A 20,869-nucleotide genomic window follows, 5' to 3' on the forward strand; every position below is an offset into this window, starting at 1 on the left:
CGGGCGGGTCCAACGTATAAGTCGAACTGCTCGAATCCCGTCTCCCGAGAGCGGGGACAAGAATAACGGTTACTCCGTTTGAAATCTTCCACAATAATGAACCCCTTCAATGCGATCCGCGAGTTCGAAGCCGATGGAACGGCCTACAAGATGGCCGACCTCACCGTCCTCGAAGAGCAAGGCCTCTGTGACCTCGACAACCTACCGGTCAGCATCCGTGTCCTCCTCGAATCCGTGCTCCGAAATGCCGACGGGGAGGACATCACCGAGGAAGACATCCGTGACCTCGCTGGCTGGCAACCGGACGTGCCCGACGCCGACATCCCGTTCCAACCGTCCCGGGTCATCCTGCAAGACCTCACCGGCGTCCCGGCCGTCGTTGACCTGGCCGCTCTACGGTCGGCCGTCGACCGCCAGGATCGAGACCCGAGTCTCGTCGAACCGGAGGTCCCCATCGACCTGGTCATCGACCACAGCGTCCAAGTGGACTATTTCGGCAACGAGGAGGCCTACGAGAAGAACGTCGAACTCGAATACGAACGCAACGGGGAACGGTACCGCGCACTGAAGTGGGCACAAAACGCCTTTGATGACTTCAGTGTCGTGCCACCCGGGACGGGTATCGTTCACCAGGTGAACCTAGAGCACCTCGGACGGGTCGTCCACGAGCGCGAGCATGACGGTGAGAACTGGCTGTTCCCGGACACGCTCGTCGGGACAGACAGCCACACCCCGATGATCGGGGGCATCGGCGTCGTCGGCTGGGGCGTCGGCGGCATCGAAGCCGAGGCCGCGATGCTCGGCCAGCCCATCACGATGAACGTCCCCGAAGTCGTCGGCGTTCGACTCACCGGCGAACTCCCTGAGGGCGCGACAGCGACCGACCTCGTACTGCACGTCACCGAACTGCTCCGTGACGTCGGTGTCGTCGACCGGTTCGTCGAGTTCTACGGGCCAGCCGTGGAGACGCTGACCGTCCCTGACCGGGCAACGATCGCGAATATGGCGCCCGAGCAAGGTTCGACCATCAGCATGTTCCCCGTCGACGAGGCCACCCTCGATTACCTCAAACTGACGGGGCGCGACGAGGACCACATCGAACTCGTGCGAGAGTACCTCGATGCCCAAGGGCTGTTCGGCGAGCAGAATCCCGAATACACCGAGACTGTCGAACTGGATCTCTCGACGGTGACACCGAGTCTTGCCGGGCCGAAGAAGCCGCAGTCACGTGTCGAGATGGGCGACATGCGGAGCCATTTCCGGGAGTTGCTTCACGGCGAGTTCGAGGAGGACCTCGGCGACGTGGACCAGGAGGCCATCGACCGCTGGATCGCAGAGGGCGGCAACACCCAGACCGAGTTGACCGGTGAACCAACCGACGTCGAACGAACAAACGGCGGCGTTCAGCAAGAGGCCCAGACTGAGAAACCGGACCTGGGACCGCTCACGGAGCGTGCGACAGTAACGGTTGATGGGACCGACGTCGAGATCGGGCACGGGAGCGTCGTCGTTAGCGCGATCACCAGCTGTACGAACACATCGAATCCCTCCGTGATGCTGGCAGCCGGGCTCCTGGCGAAAAATGCTGTCGAGCGGGGCCTCGACGTCCCGGACTACGTCAAGACGAGCCTCGCACCTGGCAGCCGCGTCGTAACCCAGTATCTCGAAGCGTCGGGACTGCTTCCGTATCTTGAGAAACTCGGCTACAACGTCGTGGGCTACGGCTGTACGACCTGTATCGGGAACGCAGGGCCGCTCCCAGAACCCATCGAGGCAGCCATCGACGAGCACGACCTCTGGACGACGAGCGTCCTTTCCGGGAACCGGAACTTCGAGGCGCGCATTCATCCGAAGGTGCGTGCGAACTACCTTGCCAGTCCGCCGCTCGTGGTCGCCTACGGGCTCGCCGGGCGGATGGACATCGACATGGAACACGACCCCCTTGGGTACGACGAGAACGGTAACCCGGTCTATCTCGCAGACCTCTGGCCGGGTAGTGACGAGATTCACGAAGCGGTTCACGACTTCGTTGACCCGTCGATGTTTGAGGAGAAGTACGCCGAAGTGTTCGAGGGTGACGAGCGGTGGGACGCACTGGATGCGCCGACGGGCGAGGTCTACGAGTGGGACGAGGACTCCACGTATATTCGGGAACCGCCGTTCTTCAAGGACTTCCCGCTGGAGAAACCTGGTGTCTCCAACGTCGAGGATGCACGGTGTCTGCTAACGCTGGGTGACACGGTTACGACCGACCACATCAGTCCTGCTGGACCGTTTAGTACGAATCAGCCGGCCGGCCAGTGGCTCATGGATCACGGCGTTGAGCCCCACGAGTTCAACACGTACGGTGCTCGTCGAGGGAACCACGAGGTGATGATGCGGGGCACGTTCGCCAACGTCCGCATCGAGAATCAGATGCTCGACGACGTCGAAGGCGGCTACACTATCCATCACCCAACGGATGAGCAGACGACCGTTTTCGAGGCCAGCCAGCGCTACCGCGACGAGGGAACACCCCTCGTCGTGATGGCTGGCGAGGAGTTCGGGACCGGATCGAGTCGTGACTGGGCGGCGAAGGGGACCGACCTCCTCGGTGTGCGTGCGACCATCGCTGAGAGCTACGAGCGAATTTATCGGGACAATCTCGTTGGGATGGGCGTGCTGCCGTTACAGTTCCAGGACGGGGACTCCTGGGAGGCGCTTGGTTTAGACGGCTCGGAGGTCTACACGATCTACGGGTTGGACGACGGGCTGACGCCGATGGCTGAGTTGACCGTGACTGCCGAGCGGCCAGACGGGTCATCGGTTGAATTCCCAGTGACAGCCCAAGTCGGGACGCCCGCCGGAGTGCGATATATTGAGCACGGCGGCATCTTACATTACGTACTTCGACAGCTATTGACGGAATCGTAACTCATTCCGAGTGAAATCACGGAGAGATGGCTGCTTTCGGATACCTGATTCCCTATTCGGAACCATCTGGAATCTGAAACAGCAGTTTCTGTGTTGAAGAGGTGCCAGATTTGGTTGAGGTTCTCGGTTTATTCCAAAGACGATTGGCCGCTATAGTACCATTCTAAACCAACTAATCACGCTACCAATTACACTCAAGCCACCCATACTGCGTTCGGCCATTCACACAGTCCCAGACACCAATCAACAGTTATGGGTTCTCAACAGAGCCATCGTGTTTGTTATTGCGCCGGCGATGGGTGCCGGCGCAGCAGGAGCGAGCAACGACCCCCGGTGCGTCGGCGTTTCGAGGTGTTCGAGATGCACATGGTGATTTACGCTCTGGTAGAAGAATCGACCCACGACGACGCACTGGCCACCGGAAAGACGGTGTTCGACCGCCTGGTCGGCGCGGACCCACACGCCGGCGCCGTCTTCGATTACTATGTGACCTTCGACGAGGAGGACACGTCCGTTGCGGGGACGGCGCGATGGGGTGAGCTGCCGACTGCAGCCCCCGTCGACTCCGATGACGGCGAAGACCTGCTCGAGCGTGGCTGGGAGGCGACGAAGGAGGAATTCGAGCGTAATCTCGACCGGGCGAAGGAGGCCATCAACGAGCTCTCCGACGAGGAAATCATGCGCGACGAGGACCTCGCCCGACACGCCTTCCACCAGGTCGGTGCGTACGACGGCCCGACGATCTTCCTGTACACCGAACACGGAACCGGCATTCGCCACCGTGGACAACTGGACCGACTCCTCGAGGAGAGTGAAGAGCTCTGGATCGTACCCGCTGACGTCCACTTCTAACTAATGCCTCGCATCACCAACTGGCGACGCGAGAGCCGCTCGCCGACGCTTGCGTATCGGAACACCGAGACCGGTGCGCGAGCCGTCCTGCATCGAGCCCCGGATTCCTACCGGTACAAGTGGCGCGGAGCAATCCTCGTCGACGGCTACCCGGTGTGGTCGCGGGGGTACGAGACGAAGGACGCGACGTCGTTCCGTGACGAACTCCGGGAGCGGCCGGCACCGGACCTCAGCTGCCCGGAGTGTCCGAACAACGACGTTCGCGTCGGCGAGAAGGCAGCAGACGGGGCGAAAATCCAGCGATGGTACGACTGCCCCGACTGTGGGTACGAAGCCCCCTCACGCATCGTCTACGGTGCCGAACGGTGAGTGAGTGAGCGGTGGGCGCTGTTTTTCGGCCGGGCACGAGGTGTTGGCCCGGTACGACCGGGGGAGTCAACCAATGAGTCTCGAAGTACTTGACCGACACAGCGAGGCACTGTTCGAGTTCCTCTGGTGTCCCGTCTGCGGGCAGGAGGTCTTCACCCACATCCCGTTCGAGGGGGTGTTCTGCAAGAACTGCAACACCCAGGTCGAACTCCAGGAATCCCGAGAGACGCGCGGCTACGAGGAGGCCGTGCTCGCCTGCTTCGATTCAACCACGACCTGGAACCTCCACGTCGACGAGAAACTGCGGCGCGACCTGCCTGATGGGTCGGCCCGCGTGAAAATCTTCGGCGCACCGGGCGCCTACAAGGTCGACTGGTGGAGTCCAGAGCCGGGGGAGGACTGGGAACCTGTCGAGCGCGGCGAGTTCGACGACGTCGAGGAACCATCAGAGGTGTCGCATCTGGCGTAGAGCACGCGTTAAGGCGGTAAATTTACGCCTGACACACGTCGCAGGACCCGCATCCACGAGGGGTTCGCTCGTCGAAGTAGAGACGGCGCCATCGAGCAAACTGATCCGCATACGTGTCCTTGCTGTACGGGAATTGGTACAGATTGACCCCGTCCGGCAGGTCTGTGATTTCGGGCGCGTCTACGCCGGGAAATCCGTTACGAAACACGAGATCTTCTGTTTTGGACACCAGCTCAGGAGCAACTGTGGATGGGTCCGAGGCCTTCAAGAAGTAGAGTGATGGGATGAACTCTTTCGGGTCGAAGAATCCGTTGGCGTGCAGAATCCACCCACAGAGCCACAGATACGCCTTCTCACTGGAGAAGAAGACTCCGTAGTGGTTGTCCGATTGCCGGCGTTTGTACACGAACACGGGGAGACCATAGCTGAAGCCGACCCGCGTTGGTTCTGCGTGGATATAGCAGTCCTCACGGTCGATATAGTGGACCAGTGGAGCTTGACACAGCTTGCCCGGGTGCTCACCAGTACCGATCTGCTCCCACAGCTCCGAAACGGAGGCCACGTCGGCGCTCTCGTCCTCGAGAGTCGTATCATCGATTGCACGATGGACGGGCGCAGCAGACTGAATCTCCTCGGGGAGATCGTCGCTGGACAGCTTCGCCGTCTCTCGGTCAGGGAGTGTCCGATAGAAGTGTTTATAGAAGCCCTCACGACGCCGTTTATCGGCGAGTGTTTCACACCGGGCGCAGTCCTCGATGAACATCGCTGGTACCACCCGGTCTGGATTCTCGGCGGCCTCCTCGTACAGACTAAGCTGCCGTTCGGCCCGACTGGCAATCTCATCTGGATCGGGGAGTGGTGAGCCCCTCTCAGACTCCGATGACATACGCATACCTTTGGGCTGGAACAGCATCAGTTTCCGAGCAAGGACCCCGCCCGACCGCTGTCTTGCGAATCTCAGAATTCATTTTTAACCGGGTTTAAGTTGTCTAGTGACAGCCATTCGGCGAGACTCCAGCGACTCCACTCGATTCAGGAGAAGTTGTTTCTGCGCCGGCGATGGGTGCCGGCGCACACGCGTCGGCGGTGATCGATGTCGACACGAAGTCAACTCCGATTCATCCAACGGAGCGAGCCCGCAGACGAACAGTCCGAAACCGACCGCATCGCACAGATCTACCGTCACTCGGATGGCTATCCCGACAGCGTCCTCCGTGACCTTGTCCAGATGAAGGAGCTGCTCGACGAGACACGAACAGAGCGCGGGCCTGCGTACGCCGCTGCCCAGTTCCTCTTCCTCGACACGCTATCGACGATGACCCTCTACGTGGACGAAGGGCGTGATCGGAGCATCCACGCTGACCACCCCTCGGATCTCCTCGAGCCGGACAATATGGAGCACCTCGACCAGCCGATGTTCCTGCTCGGACACGGCGTCGAGAACCCAGCCGACGGCATTCACGGCGACGAGGAGTATCTCTACGTCGTCGAGCTCCCGACCCGGAACCCGTTCGAGGAGCCGTTCGAGTGGACCGTCAAGGTGAGTGGTCACTCCGCCTTCCCGCGCTGGGATGGTCCGACCGAGAAAGCCTTCGAGCGGGCCAGCTGGCAGTTCCACGGCCCGCTTGAGCAGGCGCTCGAAGAGATAGTCGCTGAGCCGGCGTGAACGCTTAGCCCGCTCAGATGATGCCGCCGATGACGAGTAGTCCGACGACGACCAGCAGCGTCGCGACAACGCTTCCCCCGGCCAGCCACTTGTTCTCCATCGCCTTCTCGTGAAGCGGCATCGCGGCGTACTCCTCACGGAACGCTTCGAGGTTCTCCTCGTCGTAGAAGTACTTCGTCTTCAGCGCGAACCGTTCCGTCACCGCACAGCCCGTACAGACCGGCTCGCCTTCCAGCCGCTCCGTTTTGATGTGGCTGGAGCAGGCGATTGCCCCGCAGTTCGAACAGTAGGTGTACGTCTCGTCGCCGCCGCTCGTGTCACAGTGGACGCAGCGGTGGATGCCGTCCTCGGCTGTTACTCGTGACGGGCCTGCCGCGTAGTACTCGTAGGGGTAGGTGTACTCCTGGAGGTCGGTCGTGTGCCGAACCTCGGGGAGGTACACTGGTTCGATCGATTGGACGGAGATGTCCGAGCGGTTCGGCTCGCAGGTCTTGTCGTACGTGACGTTGTTGTCGCCGGTGTAGGTGACCGTCGTCGTGTGGTGTTGCTGGAGGCGCTCGACGGCCCACTCCTTGTACTCCGTTTGGGTCTGTCCGAACCGGCGCTCCTCGACGTCGTCGAACACCTCTCCGAACTGCTCGGCATCGAGGTCGACCGTCGCGTAGAGATTCTCGGTGACCAGCGTCCCGACGTCCTCCTCGACGACCTGCGGCTGCCCGCGTTCGGCGTGGGCGACGAATCGGGTCCGGTCGTTGATCCGGTGGACGACGCCCACCGACGTCTCGAAGACAGCGTTCGTGTCCGCGGTGACCGCGACCACCGGGCGGAACGTCACCGATGAGTGTGGGTCTGGGAGGTCGGCGGCCTCGATGTTCTCGATGTCGCGGAACGCCTCCGTGACTGGCGCGTCGACGTCGGCGGCCGGATCGTACGGGCGGAGCGTCTCGTCGCAGAGAATCTCGATGCGACCGTTGTAGAGGTCGAGGCCGATCTCGTCGGCGATCTCCCGGAGGTCCTCGCCATCGAGCAGCTCGATCGGGTGTGGGTCGTCGTTCTGCTGGAGGCGGTTTGCGTACTCCTGAGCAGGGTTCGTAAACCGGCCGGTCGTGACGACCATTCCGCGTTTCGCGCCGTCGAAGTCGAATGTCGCGATGGCGGAGTGGAGCTTCTGGACGACCGGCCGCCCGACCGTCCCCGTGTGCTTGCACTCGACGATGATCGCGCGCCGCGTGCCGTCGACGACCTCCTCCATAATGACGTCGCGACCCTCGTCAGCCGTGCGGTCGGCCTGGCGGACGTTCTCGTAGCCGAGGTTGCGGAACACGTCCTCCATCACGTCCTCGAACTCGAACCCCGAGAGATCGTCCAGTACAGCCATCCTCAATTATGTGGACAGTACGTTGCAACTGCCAAATACGTTGCCGAACGCTACGCCGTCCTGTTTGTGGAACCCCTGAGAGGGGTGCGGGGGTCACCGAACCGCCCGCGAGCAACGATGAACGGAAATGTACCTATGGCCAGTTCGGAATCGGTTCCAGTCGCATCGCCCGGTCAGTCCCACCGAGACACAGTCGAGTACGTCGGCTTCCGCGTCGACGGCCAAGCCGTCGTGCTGAACCTCTCGGAGCATCGGCGACTCTCCCTCGAGCGCAGTCTGGACCTGGTCAACCACAGTTCGAGAGACTACTCAAATCGAGTTACGAGAGGAAAGTTCTAGAGGAGTTCTCCAGACGAGATGGTTGATTAGTCAGTAGAGATTGCTTCATGCCAGATCACACTCAGATATAGAACGAAGAATCCACTAAAAGTACTACACTTTAAGTTGGTCTTGGACTCGGTCTGTAGACAGACCAAATTCAAGCAGACTCGCTCTTTTTTCCTCTAATTCCTCTGCCCACTCTGAATCACCCTCGAAGAAACGCAGTACATGGGGGTTGTTCCTAAAGAAGAGGCCTGCAACCTCTCCAAAGTCAGATAAAGCACCTTCAGGAGAGTCTATTTTGAATAATTTCCGGCGCTTCGACATTCTCTTCAGAGGGTTTGGATTCCGCAATTCACGGTTTACGTGACGGTCAATGAAATCATCAAGAGTTCCATATGAACGGAGTGCCCCATCTAAGTGGAAACATCGCTCACACTCCTCATCTACAATCGCATGTAGATATCGGGTATAATACTTCAACATTTCATCAGCAAGACTCGTATGTAATGAGTGCCGGATTCCTGTTCGCGGCATCAGTTCCTCAATCTGCAGATGCCACTTACCATCTCTTTTTTCAAAATAGAACTCAGTTCGGTCTTGTAATCCGTGATCATAGCTCTCAGTCCCCTTCTGAATGAAGAACTCGTGCCCAGATCTATCTTGAAGCTCTTGTAAAGTTTCAGGGCCACGCCAATGAGCGGCTAGTTTCGATTGACGAGTAGTGTCTGGTAGACCGATTTTTGAATATGTGATTGGAACGGCGAGATTAACAGCCTCTGCTCGGGCTTGGTTCAGTTTTCCAACCAAGCGATAGTTCTGGGAAAGTCGGGAACAAAGAATTAGATAGTGATTCTTGTATTCGAAGCTATTCTTATTCATATCAGCCTCGGGAGAGACTTCGATTAAGTCCCCAGAATTTCCACCAGTGAATTCGGGATAGGTCTCTTTCAGAATCCCTCGTTTTTGTGCAACAGCGATATCCCAAAGGTAGTAGCGACACTCTCTAGTTTCATCAATCTCGATTTGCTTTGCCAATTCTCGCTCAACTTTGACTCTGGAAATGGCCTCGTGGTCAGCCACGATTGATTTCAGAGATTCATACTCTTCCATCAGCTCTTCAGACGCAAAATTCCCGAAGCTCAAGCTTTTCACACGTATATTTTCTTCCTCACATAGAGAAGCCACAGTCCCCATTTGCTCCAATAAATCCGGAGGGACTTCGTCAGTAGGCATTATTGTGGCTAACTTTCGGGCACATATGAATTTTGCCACCATAGACCGGTTGTAGGCCTCTAACCAGCTGTTTCCTCAACTCGAAGAGAATAGAGGGCGTTTTACTGAATCCAGTTTGTGGATGGTAGTTTCATAAACACCTCAGAATATGATGGCCCTGAGATTCAAGTACGATTTCGGGTCGATAGTGTTTATTTCCCCCGAGAGGGGTGCGGGGGAACTCACTCCCCATCACCGAGTTATGACTGATTCAGAGTACCCCTAGCGAGACGAATCGCTCCGTTGTAACCCCAACTGGAAGCAGGAGTTGAGGATAGGGTCGAGAGTTTATAACCCATTACGGGGGAACCGCGGAGGGAGGTGACGTAGCGTTGACCGACCACATCTGTGACTACTGTGGCGAGGCATTTGCGACTTCCAACGAGTTGGGTGGCCACGTAACCGCGGTCCATCGTCGCGACCAGATCGTAACGGACGCAGACGTAATCCTTGACGATATTCGGCGTGTCGCAGACAAATTAGGGAAACCGCCGACAGCAAAGGAGATGAGCGAGCACGGAGAATACTCCCAGCGCGTCTGCCAGAATAAATTCGGGAGTTGGAACGAGGCGCTTCGTGAGGCTGGCTACGCTCCAAATCGGAAATTCCGACTCACCGATCAGGACCTGGTGGACGAGATTGACCGGCTTGCGGAGCAGCTCGGTCGCCCACCATCAAGCGGGGAGATGGATCGGATTGGGAAGTATCACAGATGGACGTATGACCACCGGTTTGGCGGGTGGGAAGAGGCACTCACCGAAGCTGGCTTCTCACAACCACGGTCCTATCAAGAACGTTTAGAGATCCCGTACGGGCCAAATTGGCCGGAGCAACGGCGGCAAGCATTGGAACGTGATGACTTCCGGTGCCAAACGCCGTGGTGTGAGATGACTCAAGCGGATCATCAAGAGCAGGTCGGAAAGGACATCTCTGTCCACCATTTGATTCCGCGGAAGTTCTTCGTCGGCCCGGACGGGCAGTTTGACCATGAACAGGCGAATCGAGTCTCGAATCTCGTGACGGTCTGCTCGAAGCATCATCTCATCTGGGAAGCCGTCGCCCCGCAGCGGTTGGATACGATTGTCGACGCCACACAGCCACCAGAGCGAGGTGGGCCGGACGGCGTTGCTCTCGCCCTACGAGGGGATGAGGGGTAACCCCCTCGTGATTCAAATTCGAGAGACAGACGAGTCTATCCCGACGCCCAATACAGACGGTCTCACGAACAGAGAACGGCTCCGGTGGCACCTCACTAGTGCCCTCGCAAGCGCCGAGTCGGCGGGAACGATAACCCACCTCCGAGGAGCCCTTGCAACGTATCGGAATCTTCCGCCGTCACCACTCGTCGAGTGTCCGCTCTGTGGGAAAGTCGGGCTTCCAGAGCGAATCCAAATTCACGAATGTCGACAGGCGTAGCGTCGTTTTTTGCGCCTCGATGGGTGGAGGCGCAGATCAGAACGCTTCGCGCCTTCGGAGGATGCTATGAAAGACCCAGAGGAAGCTACGGTCTTCGCAGGCCTCGATGGGCGAACCGAGACTGAACTACCCGAGTGGTACGCCGATCAACACGGAGGTCCCGAACCAATCAGCTTCAGTGAGGCGATTCGAAACCTCCCGCAGGCAGTCAATACAGCGGTCGCGTATCGCAACCCGTACAACGACGAATGGATTGAAACGGAGCGATTCAACGCCATCGTCGAGCCGTCGCGCTTGCAAGCAGAAGCGGATGGGAACACCGAGGCGGAGTCACTATTTCACATCCCGACTGACTCCTACTCGATCATCAACCCGGTCGACGTCTACGGGCCGCTAGAGGAGGTCCTCCGCGAGGAGACCATCGACGGGACCCCGCTGGGCGAGGTGATGTTCGGCGAGATTCGGCGCTACCGGGGCGGTGGCGAGGTCCATATGGACATCATGTTCGACGGCCTCGAGGTGCGCCTGCCCGGTCGGTCGGACCCGATTACGATGGGCGTCACGTCGGGCTACGACTTCTTCGGCGAGCACGCCGTCTACGTGGAGGGGTTCGCTCAGGATGGCTACTGCTCGAACACGATGCGCTCGCTCACCGACAAGGAGGTTATCAAGCACGTCGGCGACGTGCGGAACTTCCGCACCTGGTGGGAGGAGCTCCTCGCACAGGTCGAACTCGTCGCGGACGACCTCTTCGAGTTCATCCGGGACGCCCAGGATATCGACCTCGACTTCTCGGAGCTCCCGTTCACCGTCACGGAGTTCTACACCCTGTTGGGGTTCCCGGACTACCTGGCTGAGCGTGCCGCCGGCGATGCAGAAGCCAACGCCGCGTCACCGTTCGAGATCGATATGTGGACGCTGCATTCCGGCGCGACGTACGCTCTCACCCACTTCTTCCAGGGGAAAGAGGGGGCATCCCTCGATCAGTACGTTCGGATCGCCAACGACATCCTGTTCAATCCGGAAGGCACGATTGAGCGCGTCGAGCAGTCGTACGAGCAGCAGCTAGAGGCGGACGGTGACGACGGGTCACAGGCGTCGCTGGCCGGTGAACGAGCGCTGGCGAGCATCGAGCGCGTCAGCGACGACCTGCAGGAGAAAGTCGAGCAGTTCGAAGAACGCGAGGACGCGCTGCGTGAGCGGTTCCAAGAGGCGATGGGCTAAGAGCAGTCGGAGAGAAGACTCGCCAGGCGTGCTTCCGTTCTAGCGGCTGGAATCCACTGCTGACAGTATTAAGTGAGTAGGGGCGTACCCAGAGACCATGTCTATTGAGCATAATCCGACTCTCGACGCGCGAGAGCCACAGCAGGGGGATATAGAGACTTTTGAAGAGTTGGAGTCTGGTGACTCGGTCAAATTCTTTGAATGGCCCGTCGAGCCGTTGACCGTGATCGACTGGGAAGAAGACGATAATGTCGGGAAGCGAGTACGAGTGGAAGCAGAAGGCGGCGAGTCGTTTCTCTACCAGGTAGACGGCCACCTCTGGCATTACGTCCCTGAGGACGAGTTCGCAGGAGAAAGGAATCCCTTCCCAGTCCAGAATCTCACAGTACTCGAATCCCCAGAGGCCTAACCAGACTTGAGGGGAGTCCGTGGAGAATTGGTTCCTCTTTTGGAATGGCTTGGTTTACGCATTTCCGCTATTTTCTGTCGCCCACTCGAGTAACGGTTCCAGTCGCGTTCGAACCTCGTCGCCATCGTCGGTCAACGCATATTCGACACGCGGCGGGATTTCATTATACTGCGTCCGTGAGACGATCCCTGCCTCCTCAAATTCGTCGAGGCGTTTCGAGATTGTCGAGGTACTCGCCGTTGGGAGGTGCTCCTCGATCTCCGCGAACCGCAGTGAGTCGTGTGCGCCGATGATGCTGACGAGTTGCATCGCGTATTTCCGGCTCAACGTGTCGATAACTCCTGTGAGCGGACAGTAGCACGTCCCCTCGACATCGCACGCGGGCGCTGATGAAGTAGTATCTGCCATAGCTTCGTAGCCTCCAACCTACTCTATGGCTTTGGACTCTGGAGTATAAGAACTTCCCGTCGTAAAGTATAGACACAGATGGCCCAGACGTCCGACTATGATCTCGTGATTCTCGGCGGTGGCGCCGCAGCCTTCGCCGCGATCACTGAAGCGAGCCGGCGGGACCTCTCGACTGCGATGGTGAACACCGGCCTTCCCATCGGCGGGACGTGCGTGAACGTCGGCTGTGTCCCGAGCAAGCATCTGCTCGCCGTCGCCGAGAGCGGCGCTGCAGAGTCGGAGAGCCCCTTCGACGCCGTTCGATACCCTGAGGAACCGACTGTCGACTGGGCCGACGCACTCGACGGCACCGACGAACTCGTCGAACGGTTCCGGCAGGAGAACTACGTCGACGTCGCAGAGCATTTCGAGACCGACATCTACGAGGGCTACGGCCAGCTGGTCGGCGACACAACCATCGAGGTCGTCGACTGCGACGACGAGGGCGTACGCATCACTGGGGAGAAGGCGCTCGTCGCGACCGGAAGTTCACCGTGGGCGCCATCCATCGACGGCCTCGGCGGCGTTGACTACTACACGAGCGAGACCATCCTCGAGGAGCGCGACCTCCCCGAGAGCATCGTGATGCTTGGTGGCGGATACATCGCGCTGGAGTGGGGCCAGATCCTCCACCGTGTCGGCGTCGATGTGACGGTTCTCCAGCGCTCCGGTCACGTGCTCTCAGATATGGAAGGTCAACTCGGCCGGGAGATGCAACGAGCCTTCCGCGAGGAAGGAATCGACGTCGTGACCAGTAACGACTTCCAGCAGGTTCAGGATGTGGCTACCGACAGTGGTGCTGACCCTGGTCAGAAGGGCGTCGCTGTGGAGACTGTCATCGAGGGCGAGGAGCGAGCGTTCACCGCAGAGGCGTTATTCGTCGCGACCGGCGTCCAGCCCAACAGCGAGGACATCGGCTTGGAAGCAGTCGGCGTCGAGACCGAATCCGATGGTGCGATTCGTGTCGACGAACATTTCCAGACGACCAATCCCGACATCTACGCGGCGGGCGACGTGATCGGCGAACCCGAACTGGAGACGGTCGCCGCCAAGGAGGGCAATCACGCCGTCAAGAACGCCTTCGGGGACGAGGGCGTCAGCATCGATTACGACGCGGTGCCAGCAGTCGTGTTCACCAGCCCGGAAGTCGCCGCGGTCGGGACGACCGAACTGGAGTACATGGACGAGCACGGAACCTGTTCGTGCCGAACCGTCCAGATGGCGGATGTCCCGCGAGCGAAAGCCGTCGAGAACACGGATGGCCTCGTCCAGGTCGTCAAACACCACGAGACCGACGAAATCGTCGGCGTCCACATGGTTGGCCCCCGTGCCGCTGACATGATCATGGAAGCGACGCTGGCGGTGAAGTTCGGCCTCACCGTCGACGACATCATCGATACCGTCCACCCGTTCCCCACATTCAGTGAGGCGTTCAAACACGCCTGTCAGGCGTTTCGGCGGGATACGTCAACGATGAGCTGCTGTATCGAATGAAACCGGCTCATGGCCACTGGTAGCGATATAAAGTGATTCGAAGTCACATGGGAAGAGGATTTTCTGATCCGGGATTCCAGCAGGGGATCATCGCTCGGCAGCCACCCTTTGTTGGAAGACCTGGCGACGCTGTATAGAGTGTCGTTTTTGTGGCCCTCAAGGGGTGGAGGGCACCGATATGGAGAGAACAGACGACGCCGAAAATGACGAATTCCCGCCAGAAAAGCGGCTTGAAGCACCGAACACGCGCCTGATCAAGGCAGGGATCGCGACGATTCCGGATATGGAAACCCTCCAGGAGTGTGTTGCCTACGAGAACGCCCACCAGAATCGAACGCAGATTCTGCGCCGGCTCAAGTGGAAGGCTGAAGAGCTGCGTGAGAACGAAGAATAAGCTCTATTCTTAACCAACACACTCCGCGTGAGTTTCCCTATTGTTGGTTAACTGCCTGAGTCTCGGTTTTTCGGGCCCCTGAGAGGGTGCGGGGCAGCCAGCAGCGGCCTCGCGAGCCTAATCATGTCCCTCAAGCTGGGCTCCAGCGCCAGCACCGCCCGCGAAATCGCCGCCGCCAGACAGGCAGACTACGTGGCGTTTCTGCATCGAGCGCCGTTTGTCGTCGACGCTGTCGACCTCGGCTTCCTTCCCGGCTTTCGCGAGGACTGTGGGTACCAGGAGACGCAGTATCAGAACCTCAGCCTCCCCGTTGGGATGCTCGACAACGATTTCCGGAATCCCGATCTGGAGCGGTTCGTCGACCGTTTCTTCGAGTACGAACCTCAGGTCGGGGTCATCGGGGACGTCGACGAAATCGACAACGTCGACGCCCACGTCGCTGCGGCTCGTGAGATACAAGCGAGCTATCCAGAGGCCGAGCTCATCGTCGTTCCGAAGTCGCGGGCGGTGATCGACGCGATTCCCGAGACCCTCGTCCTCGGGTATTCACGAGGATACGCCGACCGCCTGGCCCACGAGTTCTCCGACCCAGCCGATTGGAGAGGGCGGCGCGTCCACATCCTCGGCGGGAGTCCGCCCAAGCAGCTCGACGCCATTCGACAGCTGACCAGACCGACACTCACCGACGAGCCACCAGCCGACATCATCGGCGTCGACTGGAACGGGCTGCATCACGGCGCACAGTTCGGTGAGTTCTGGACGGCCGACGGCTGGGACGACAGCGGTCGCGACGCCGACCACGTCACCGTGCGAAAGACGGTGCGCCACAGCCTCGCTCGCGTCCGTGAGTTTTGGAGAGCCCACGGAATCTGGCCCGAAACGACACCGCAAAAAGAGGGGCTCAACGTCGAGTACGAGGGTCCGAGTCCTGCCGATCTCGAGGACGCCGCCTGTACCGAGTGCGGGACGAACGTCTGGCGAACTCGCCGCGGCCCGTACGTCGCCGAATACGATACCGGTGCAATCTGTGGATACTGCAGTTACGAGTGCTACTTCAGCCACCGTCACCGGAACAATCTGGAGGAGATCGCCGGCGAACAGAGCGTCTACCTCCCGCCGGCGTGACTTCGCGACCTGTTTTTCGTGCCCCCGAGAGGGCGAGGGCTCCTTCGAAAGCTCTCAGAGGTGACTTCCAGTGAGTCAACAACAGCGTCCCGACAACGTCTCGATCGACGATATTCCCGTCGATATCGACAACACGCAATCAGCGGAGGTCGATCCCGCCGACGTCCCCGACGAAATCGAATCCATCACCCGTGGGCTCGCCGGTGAGCAGCCGACGACGAATCCCATAGTGGTTCTCAAGGCGGCCCGGTGGTGGTACATTCACGGCAAGGGCGGCACGGATCCCGCCTTCCAGTGGGCCATCGAGTGGGCGCGTCATCTTGCGACCGACACGCCCAGTGACGTCGAGCGGTTCGACGAGTTCCTCGATTACCTCGTCACGGTCGGCTTTGCAGACGAACGCCACGAGCTCCGCTGACCGACAGAGCGGTTTTTTGTGCGCCCCAGAGGGGTGCGGCGCGGTCTAAACAGACGCAGTCGCCGTAAACTTGATTCGGTGAACACAATGGCTACGACCAGTGATTCGTCGGTCTCCTTCGAGGAGACCGACACGCGATCCGACGAGATGAACAGCACTATCGAACAGTGGATCGACGACCTCGTCGCTGGCGTCGACGACGCACAGGCCAGCGCGGAGTTCCAGGAGTGGCTCGACGTCCAGAGCCGCTTCCACGACTATTCCTACCGGAACACGCTCCTCATCAAGCGGCAGTATCCCGAGGCGAGCCGGGTGGCGGGCTACCGGACGTGGCAGGAGGAGTTCGACCGCCACGTCACGGAGGGCGAGTCGGCCATCTGGATCTGGGCGCCGATCATCACCAAGCAGTGCCCGGAGTGCGAGAATTCGCCGAGCTATCACGAGGATAGCGACTGTGACTACGATGAGACGCCGCCCGAGGAGTGGTCCGAGGGCCTGGTCGGGTTCAAGCCCGCGCCGGTGTTCGATGTCTCCCAGACCGAGGGCGAGCCGCTTCCCGACCTGGACACGGAAGCGACCGGGGACGCCGGCGACCTCGTCGAACAGCTAACTGCCGCCGCTGATGACCTCGGCGTGACGGTGCGAATCGTTCCAGCCGAGGAGTGGACCCACGGCGAGGCGAAGGGGATCTGCGAGCAGCTGAGCCTCGTCGACGTCCAACCGCTCGTCGAGGTGCGTGATCGGGAGAACGAGGCCGACCTTGCGCGGACGCTGATTCACGAGTACGCGCACGCCCTGCTCCACTTCGACGTCGACGACGACACCGAACGGGCGAAACGCGAAGTCGAGGCCGAAGCAGTCGCGTACGTCGTCGGGCGCTACTGCGGGCTCGACACGAGCAGGTCAGCGTTCTACCTCGCTGCGTGGGAGTCCGACGATCCCGAGATCATTCGCGAGCGCCTCGGCCGGATCAGTCGGACGGCAGAGAAAATCATCGACCTCCTCGAGGAATAATTCTCTCGCCCATTCGATTAACCAACAGAGGGACACGTAGTTTTGTATTGTTGGTTAATGTGATGTCGCCATTCTTTCTGGCAATTCCACGTCCTAATCAGGAGGTTAAATTCGGGGACTGGTTCCTGTTATTGTTCAATGAGCTGTTTTTGCTCTTCGAGTGTTTCCTCGTGGTCTTCAACAGCATCGTCCCGAGCCTCTGCATCACCACTGAGCCGGTCTGACAATTCTTTGAGACGGTCTTGTTTCCCATAGAGGACGAGCGTGTCGTCCGGTTTCGTCTCCGTATCTGGTTGTGGCGCACCAATATATGAATCATCACGACGAATGCCGAGTATCAACACCCCTTCGCGTGGTAAATCCAGCTCCGAAATCGATCCCCCTGCCAGCCAATCGCCCTCGCTGATTTCCACCTCCGCCACACGATATTCGCGTTGCAATCCGAGTAACTGAGCATAATCCGAGATCTCCAACTCTGTCGTCTCATTCAGCGCCCACTCAATAAGCGGCGTCACAAGGCGGTTGAACCACCGACTCCGTGCGAACAGAATAATTACACCGGCGCCACCGAGAATGTACAGTAAGTTCAACAGGTCGTCGCCACCAGTTCGCGTGAACGAAAGGATAAGTGACGAAATTGCACCGAGGAGTCCAATACTGCCGAGCCGAATGAGCGCCTTCACTGTTTTACGGCGGCCGACGGTGGTGATAGCCTGTTCTGCCTCTTCGGTCGTATATCCGGCTCCAGAGAACGCTGACGTGGCTTGGAAGGAGGCCACATCTGGTGACAGGCCCGTCATCTCCAGTGCAATCGAGCCGGTACGCACAATCAACAACGACAGCGCGAAGATGATCAGCAGTGACAGTATCGAGTACGTGGCAACCATACCTAGTGGAGCGTTCCCATATCTGTAAATAGCACCGCCTACGCGAACACTACACCCTTAGTGTCTATAAGCAGTCATTCTGAGTGAAAAACAGTCCATCAGCTACACGGGAGTTTTTCTGCGCCCGCGGAGGGGCGGAGGCGCGTTCTGACCTCCGTCGAATGATGACTGAACCCTATCTCACGACGGTCCTCGAGGAAGCCGAGCACGTTGCCGAGCAGCATGACCAGGTCGCTCGAACGACAGACAACCAAGCCCACGAGTACCTTCGATACGCCGTCCTCCGGGTGCTCGAAGGCGAGGCGGAACACCTCCCGGCGGACTGGACGCCGATCGACGGCGTGACCGTCGGCTACGGGAGCGACGAGGCGATGTACAATAGCTGGGGCTCCAGCGAAGACTGGTGGGAGATCGTCCCGCCGCAGGTGGCGTGTACCCGCTTCCGGGTGTTCTTCCCGGACGACCACCAGACGGTTCCCCGCGACATCGTCGACGTGATGGCCGCGCTCGGTGCCTGGCGCGTCTGGACTGGGTGCGCAGCGGCGTGCGGCTCCTACGACCATCGCGAGCGCCGCGAGGTCCACTACCTGTGGCCGGAAGGCCATCCGGTGGAGGGACTGCTCCACGAGCGGCTCAGTGGCCCTGTGGAAGCCGTCGCTCCGGACGGGGGTCGAACGGGCGACGTTCGCGACCGACTGGTCGTCGACGAGAACGCAGAGTCACAGGACGATCTCGAGCCCCGCACGAAGCGTGCTGTCGCCGAAGCGATGGACGTCTCACTCCTCTCGAAAGGTGGCCGCTACGAGGTGCAGTCTGCGTCCGGGAACCGGTACGAAGTCGACGTCATCGACGAATCGTGTACCTGTCCCGACTGGCAGCAGCGCTCACCCGAGGGCGGCTGCAAACACCTGCGTCGCGTCGATCACGAGATCAAACGGGGCCGTGTACCCCGACCAGACGGCCGCCTTCCCTCCCCCTAGGATAACGATTGAGCTACTCCACGGGACGGACTGTCTCGCCATCTCGTTGGACCCGGTCGAACGTTGAGAGATACGCAATCCGGTCCCGAACCTCCTCGTCATCCAGCTCCAGTTCCGCGGCCAGTTCGTCGACGGTCATCGGCTCGTCGAGTGCTTGGAGGACTTCGAGCCCCCGGTAGTACCGATTCGTGAGCTCCTGGACGCGGCCCTCGATCGGCGTGGTCACCCCGTACCGCTCCTCGAGTTCGACCAGGGCCTCATTCGCGAACGTAGCAAACTGATCGTCCTCCAGGCGTTCGATCTGGGCTTCGAGTTCAGCCCGGACGACGTCGTAATCGAGGCCGGCCTGCACGAGCATATTCATGTCCTCGATGTCGTCGTCGCGGCCGGCGATCGCCTTGAACAGGAAGATATCTTCGTTGCTGACTAGCCGGACCGTCAGTCGATCCGTGTCGAGGAACGGCTCGCTGCGCTCTTGCATCCCGTCGGTGAGCACGAGCTTGTTCGCGACCTGCTGGTTGAAGATGTCGAGGCGACACCCATCATCGTTCTCGACGCAGATCGTCGCCCCCAGCGCCCGGTAATCTGGATCCAGCGATTGGACCTCCGCATACCCGAGGTCCATCAGGACCGCCCACACTGACCGTACGCGTCGCCATCCGGGACGACCAGGTCGATATCTTTCGTCGCCCCCTTGAGGTCGCGCAGCGACATCGCGCCACCACCGATCAGGTAGACCGTGAGCGGTTCGGATAGGCCATCCGCGATTTGCTGGAATTCGTTCTCGATGTACTCGCGTCCGAATGTGGGTCTCATTGTGGTAGTGGCACTTCGTAGTCAGCCGCCAGCTCCTGGAACTCGTCCCACGCCGGGAGCTGCTCGTCATCAACTTCGCCGTGCGTCTCGAGGTAGCGGAGCAGGGCGTCGATTTCGGCTTCAAGGCCATACTTCGCCGCCTGCTCTCGGAGGTCCGCCTCGTCGACGTCGATGTGGCTGAGCAGGAGGAGACAGTACGAACGGTGGCGGCTACCGTCGTCGATGAGCAGCGTGTGACAGCAGAGCTCCGCCGGCGAGACTGCGTCGAGATCCTCGGAGTAGAAGTAGTAGCGATGGCCGGTGAGCAGGAACTGGAGGTCGAAGGTCGCGAATCGAGCGAGGCCGGTTTCGTGGAACCTCTCTGCGTCGATTTCCGTCTCAGCCTGGGCGAGGAATTCGTCGTAGTCCTCCCAGAGAATCGTGCCCTTCGGGGCGACGGCTTCGAGGCGGTGGCGATGCAGATGGTGTGCGAGTTCACGGGCGAACTCGTGGAGGCGGTCGAAGTCGGCGTTGAAGTCATAGCGGCCGTCGGCTGTTCCGACGAGACCCCGGTCGCGAAACCGCTTGAGGACGCGGTTGACCGTGTTGCGGTAGTTGTCGCTTCGGTTGGCTATCTCGGAGACGGTTCGCGGCTGGTTGAAGTAGTACAGCACCTCGAGTGTCGTCCCGGTCAGCAGCTCGGGGAAGTCGATGTGGGAGTGCTGGCGGACGAGGTCCTGATAGAGTTCGACGGCGCGAGCATCCGACGGGATGACTCGTTTTCGGCGGCCGTCGCGTTCCGTGTAGACGAGCCCCTTCTCAACGAGGTCGGCGACGGCACGAGAGAGGTAACTCTCGCTGTGGTCGAGCTTCGTCGCGAGCTCGGAGATCGTGTCGCCGCGGTCGACCGTGGCGAGGACCTCGAGTTCGATGCGCCGGAGCACGGTGTAACATAGTACGAAACTACTATATAAAGAAGTTTCGATTAATGTTACAGTCAGCAGGCCCGAGAGTCGTCTCCAT

General features: G+C 59.8%; 20 protein-coding genes and 1 pseudogene. 14 read left to right on the forward strand and 7 right to left on the reverse strand.

All coding sequences use genetic code 11. The features are described 5' to 3' along the window. Window positions 1-96 precede the first annotated feature (96 nt). The 4 genes from C470_RS00095 to C470_RS00110 all read left to right on the forward strand — a co-directional run bounded on the left by C470_RS00095 (window position 97) and on the right by C470_RS00110 (window position 4,603). Window positions 97-2,913 (forward strand): aconitate hydratase, encoded by a 2,817-nt coding sequence (locus tag C470_RS00095; RefSeq protein ID WP_008364317.1) that lies wholly within the window; start codon window positions 97-99, stop codon window positions 2,911-2,913. A 360-nt stretch (window positions 2,914-3,273) separates the two neighbouring features. After that, window positions 3,274-3,765, forward strand: a complete 492-nt coding sequence (locus C470_RS00100; RefSeq protein WP_008364318.1) for a hypothetical protein — start codon at window positions 3,274-3,276, stop codon at window positions 3,763-3,765. 3 nt (window positions 3,766-3,768) lie between these two features. Next, on the forward strand, window positions 3,769-4,134 hold the full coding sequence (locus C470_RS00105) for a DUF7568 family protein (protein ID WP_008526065.1): 366 nt from the start codon (window positions 3,769-3,771) through the stop codon (window positions 4,132-4,134). Window positions 4,135-4,207: 73 nt separating this feature from the next. Next, a complete protein-coding gene (locus C470_RS00110) occupies window positions 4,208-4,603 on the forward strand; it encodes a DUF7567 family protein (RefSeq protein ID WP_008364319.1) in 396 nt (131 codons plus the stop codon). Window positions 4,604-4,625: 22 nt separating this feature from the next. Here C470_RS00110 and C470_RS15110 read toward each other — a convergent pair whose 3' ends face one another. Continuing rightward, window positions 4,626-5,489: a hypothetical protein gene (locus tag C470_RS15110; RefSeq protein ID WP_239638541.1), complete on the reverse strand. Its 864-nt coding sequence runs from the start codon at window positions 5,487-5,489 to the stop codon at window positions 4,626-4,628. Between the two features lie 207 nt (window positions 5,490-5,696). Here C470_RS15110 and C470_RS00120 point away from each other — a divergent pair, with 207 nt between their 5' ends. Beyond that, on the forward strand, window positions 5,697-6,269 hold the full coding sequence (locus C470_RS00120; RefSeq protein ID WP_049908450.1) for a hypothetical protein: 573 nt from the start codon (window positions 5,697-5,699) through the stop codon (window positions 6,267-6,269). Between the two features lie 13 nt (window positions 6,270-6,282). On the opposite strand, the gene C470_RS00125 is transcribed toward C470_RS00120, so the two are convergent. Both C470_RS00125 and C470_RS15490 read right to left on the reverse strand, forming a co-directional pair. Then, window positions 6,283-7,647, reverse strand: a complete 1,365-nt coding sequence (locus C470_RS00125; RefSeq protein ID WP_008364322.1) for a restriction endonuclease — start codon at window positions 7,645-7,647, stop codon at window positions 6,283-6,285. A gap of 432 nt (window positions 7,648-8,079) precedes the next feature. After that, window positions 8,080-9,204 (reverse strand): hypothetical protein, encoded by a 1,125-nt coding sequence (locus C470_RS15490; RefSeq protein ID WP_144050372.1) that lies wholly within the window; start codon window positions 9,202-9,204, stop codon window positions 8,080-8,082. A 371-nt stretch (window positions 9,205-9,575) separates the two neighbouring features. Between C470_RS15490 and C470_RS15890 the strand changes: the two genes are divergently transcribed. The 3 genes from C470_RS15890 to C470_RS00140 all read left to right on the forward strand — a co-directional run bounded on the left by C470_RS15890 (window position 9,576) and on the right by C470_RS00140 (window position 12,292). Then, entirely contained in the window at window positions 9,576-10,400 is an 825-nt protein-coding gene (locus C470_RS15890; RefSeq protein ID WP_160162934.1) for a homing endonuclease associated repeat-containing protein, read from the forward strand. A gap of 325 nt (window positions 10,401-10,725) precedes the next feature. Continuing rightward, entirely contained in the window at window positions 10,726-11,883 is a 1,158-nt protein-coding gene (locus tag C470_RS00135) for a hypothetical protein (RefSeq protein WP_049908451.1), read from the forward strand. 97 nt (window positions 11,884-11,980) lie between these two features. Then, window positions 11,981-12,292, forward strand: a complete 312-nt coding sequence (locus C470_RS00140) for a hypothetical protein (protein WP_049908452.1) — start codon at window positions 11,981-11,983, stop codon at window positions 12,290-12,292. Between the two features lie 54 nt (window positions 12,293-12,346). Here C470_RS00140 and C470_RS00145 read toward each other — a convergent pair whose 3' ends face one another. Beyond that, window positions 12,347-12,700 (reverse strand): winged helix-turn-helix transcriptional regulator, encoded by a 354-nt coding sequence (locus C470_RS00145; RefSeq protein WP_082226606.1) that lies wholly within the window; start codon window positions 12,698-12,700, stop codon window positions 12,347-12,349. Between the two features lie 78 nt (window positions 12,701-12,778). On the opposite strand from C470_RS00145, the gene merA reads away from it, so the two are divergent. From merA to C470_RS00170, 5 genes are all read left to right on the forward strand, one after another. Then, complete coding sequence (gene merA / locus C470_RS00150; RefSeq protein WP_008364327.1) at window positions 12,779-14,233, forward strand: mercury(II) reductase; 1,455 nt, start codon at window positions 12,779-12,781, stop codon at window positions 14,231-14,233. Between the two features lie 178 nt (window positions 14,234-14,411). Beyond that, window positions 14,412-14,627 carry a hypothetical protein gene (locus tag C470_RS00155; protein WP_049908453.1) on the forward strand — a complete coding sequence of 72 codons (216 nt, stop codon included), beginning with the start codon at window positions 14,412-14,414 and terminating at the stop codon, window positions 14,625-14,627. A gap of 123 nt (window positions 14,628-14,750) precedes the next feature. Continuing rightward, a complete protein-coding gene (locus C470_RS00160; RefSeq protein WP_008364329.1) occupies window positions 14,751-15,752 on the forward strand; it encodes a DUF6610 family protein in 1,002 nt (333 codons plus the stop codon). A 70-nt stretch (window positions 15,753-15,822) separates the two neighbouring features. Further along, the gene (locus tag C470_RS00165; RefSeq protein ID WP_008364331.1) at window positions 15,823-16,170 is read left to right on the forward strand and encodes a hypothetical protein; all 348 of its coding nucleotides are present in this window, start codon (window positions 15,823-15,825) and stop codon (window positions 16,168-16,170) included. An 87-nt stretch (window positions 16,171-16,257) separates the two neighbouring features. Then, window positions 16,258-17,184 carry an ArdC-like ssDNA-binding domain-containing protein gene (locus tag C470_RS00170; protein WP_008364333.1) on the forward strand — a complete coding sequence of 309 codons (927 nt, stop codon included), beginning with the start codon at window positions 16,258-16,260 and terminating at the stop codon, window positions 17,182-17,184. A 128-nt stretch (window positions 17,185-17,312) separates the two neighbouring features. On the opposite strand, the gene C470_RS00175 is transcribed toward C470_RS00170, so the two are convergent. Next, the gene (locus C470_RS00175; protein WP_008364334.1) at window positions 17,313-18,071 is read right to left on the reverse strand and encodes a potassium channel family protein; all 759 of its coding nucleotides are present in this window, start codon (window positions 18,069-18,071) and stop codon (window positions 17,313-17,315) included. Window positions 18,072-18,235: 164 nt separating this feature from the next. Between C470_RS00175 and C470_RS00180 the strand changes: the two genes are divergently transcribed. Then, entirely contained in the window at window positions 18,236-19,051 is an 816-nt protein-coding gene (locus tag C470_RS00180) for a hypothetical protein (RefSeq protein WP_049908473.1), read from the forward strand. A gap of 13 nt (window positions 19,052-19,064) precedes the next feature. On the opposite strand, the pseudogene C470_RS00185 reads toward C470_RS00180, so the two are convergent. Further along, a pseudogene (locus C470_RS00185) lies at window positions 19,065-19,867 on the reverse strand (DUF6036 family nucleotidyltransferase). Beyond that, window positions 19,864-20,790 (reverse strand): helix-turn-helix transcriptional regulator, encoded by a 927-nt coding sequence (locus C470_RS00190; protein ID WP_008364339.1) that lies wholly within the window; start codon window positions 20,788-20,790, stop codon window positions 19,864-19,866. The pseudogene C470_RS00185 and the gene C470_RS00190 overlap by 4 nt, the downstream one beginning before the upstream one ends. Window positions 20,791-20,869 lie beyond the last annotated feature (79 nt).

The sequence above is a fragment of the Halorubrum distributum JCM 13561 genome, assembly GCF_000337395.1.
Classification (GTDB): domain Archaea; phylum Halobacteriota; class Halobacteria; order Halobacteriales; family Haloferacaceae; genus Halorubrum; species Halorubrum distributum.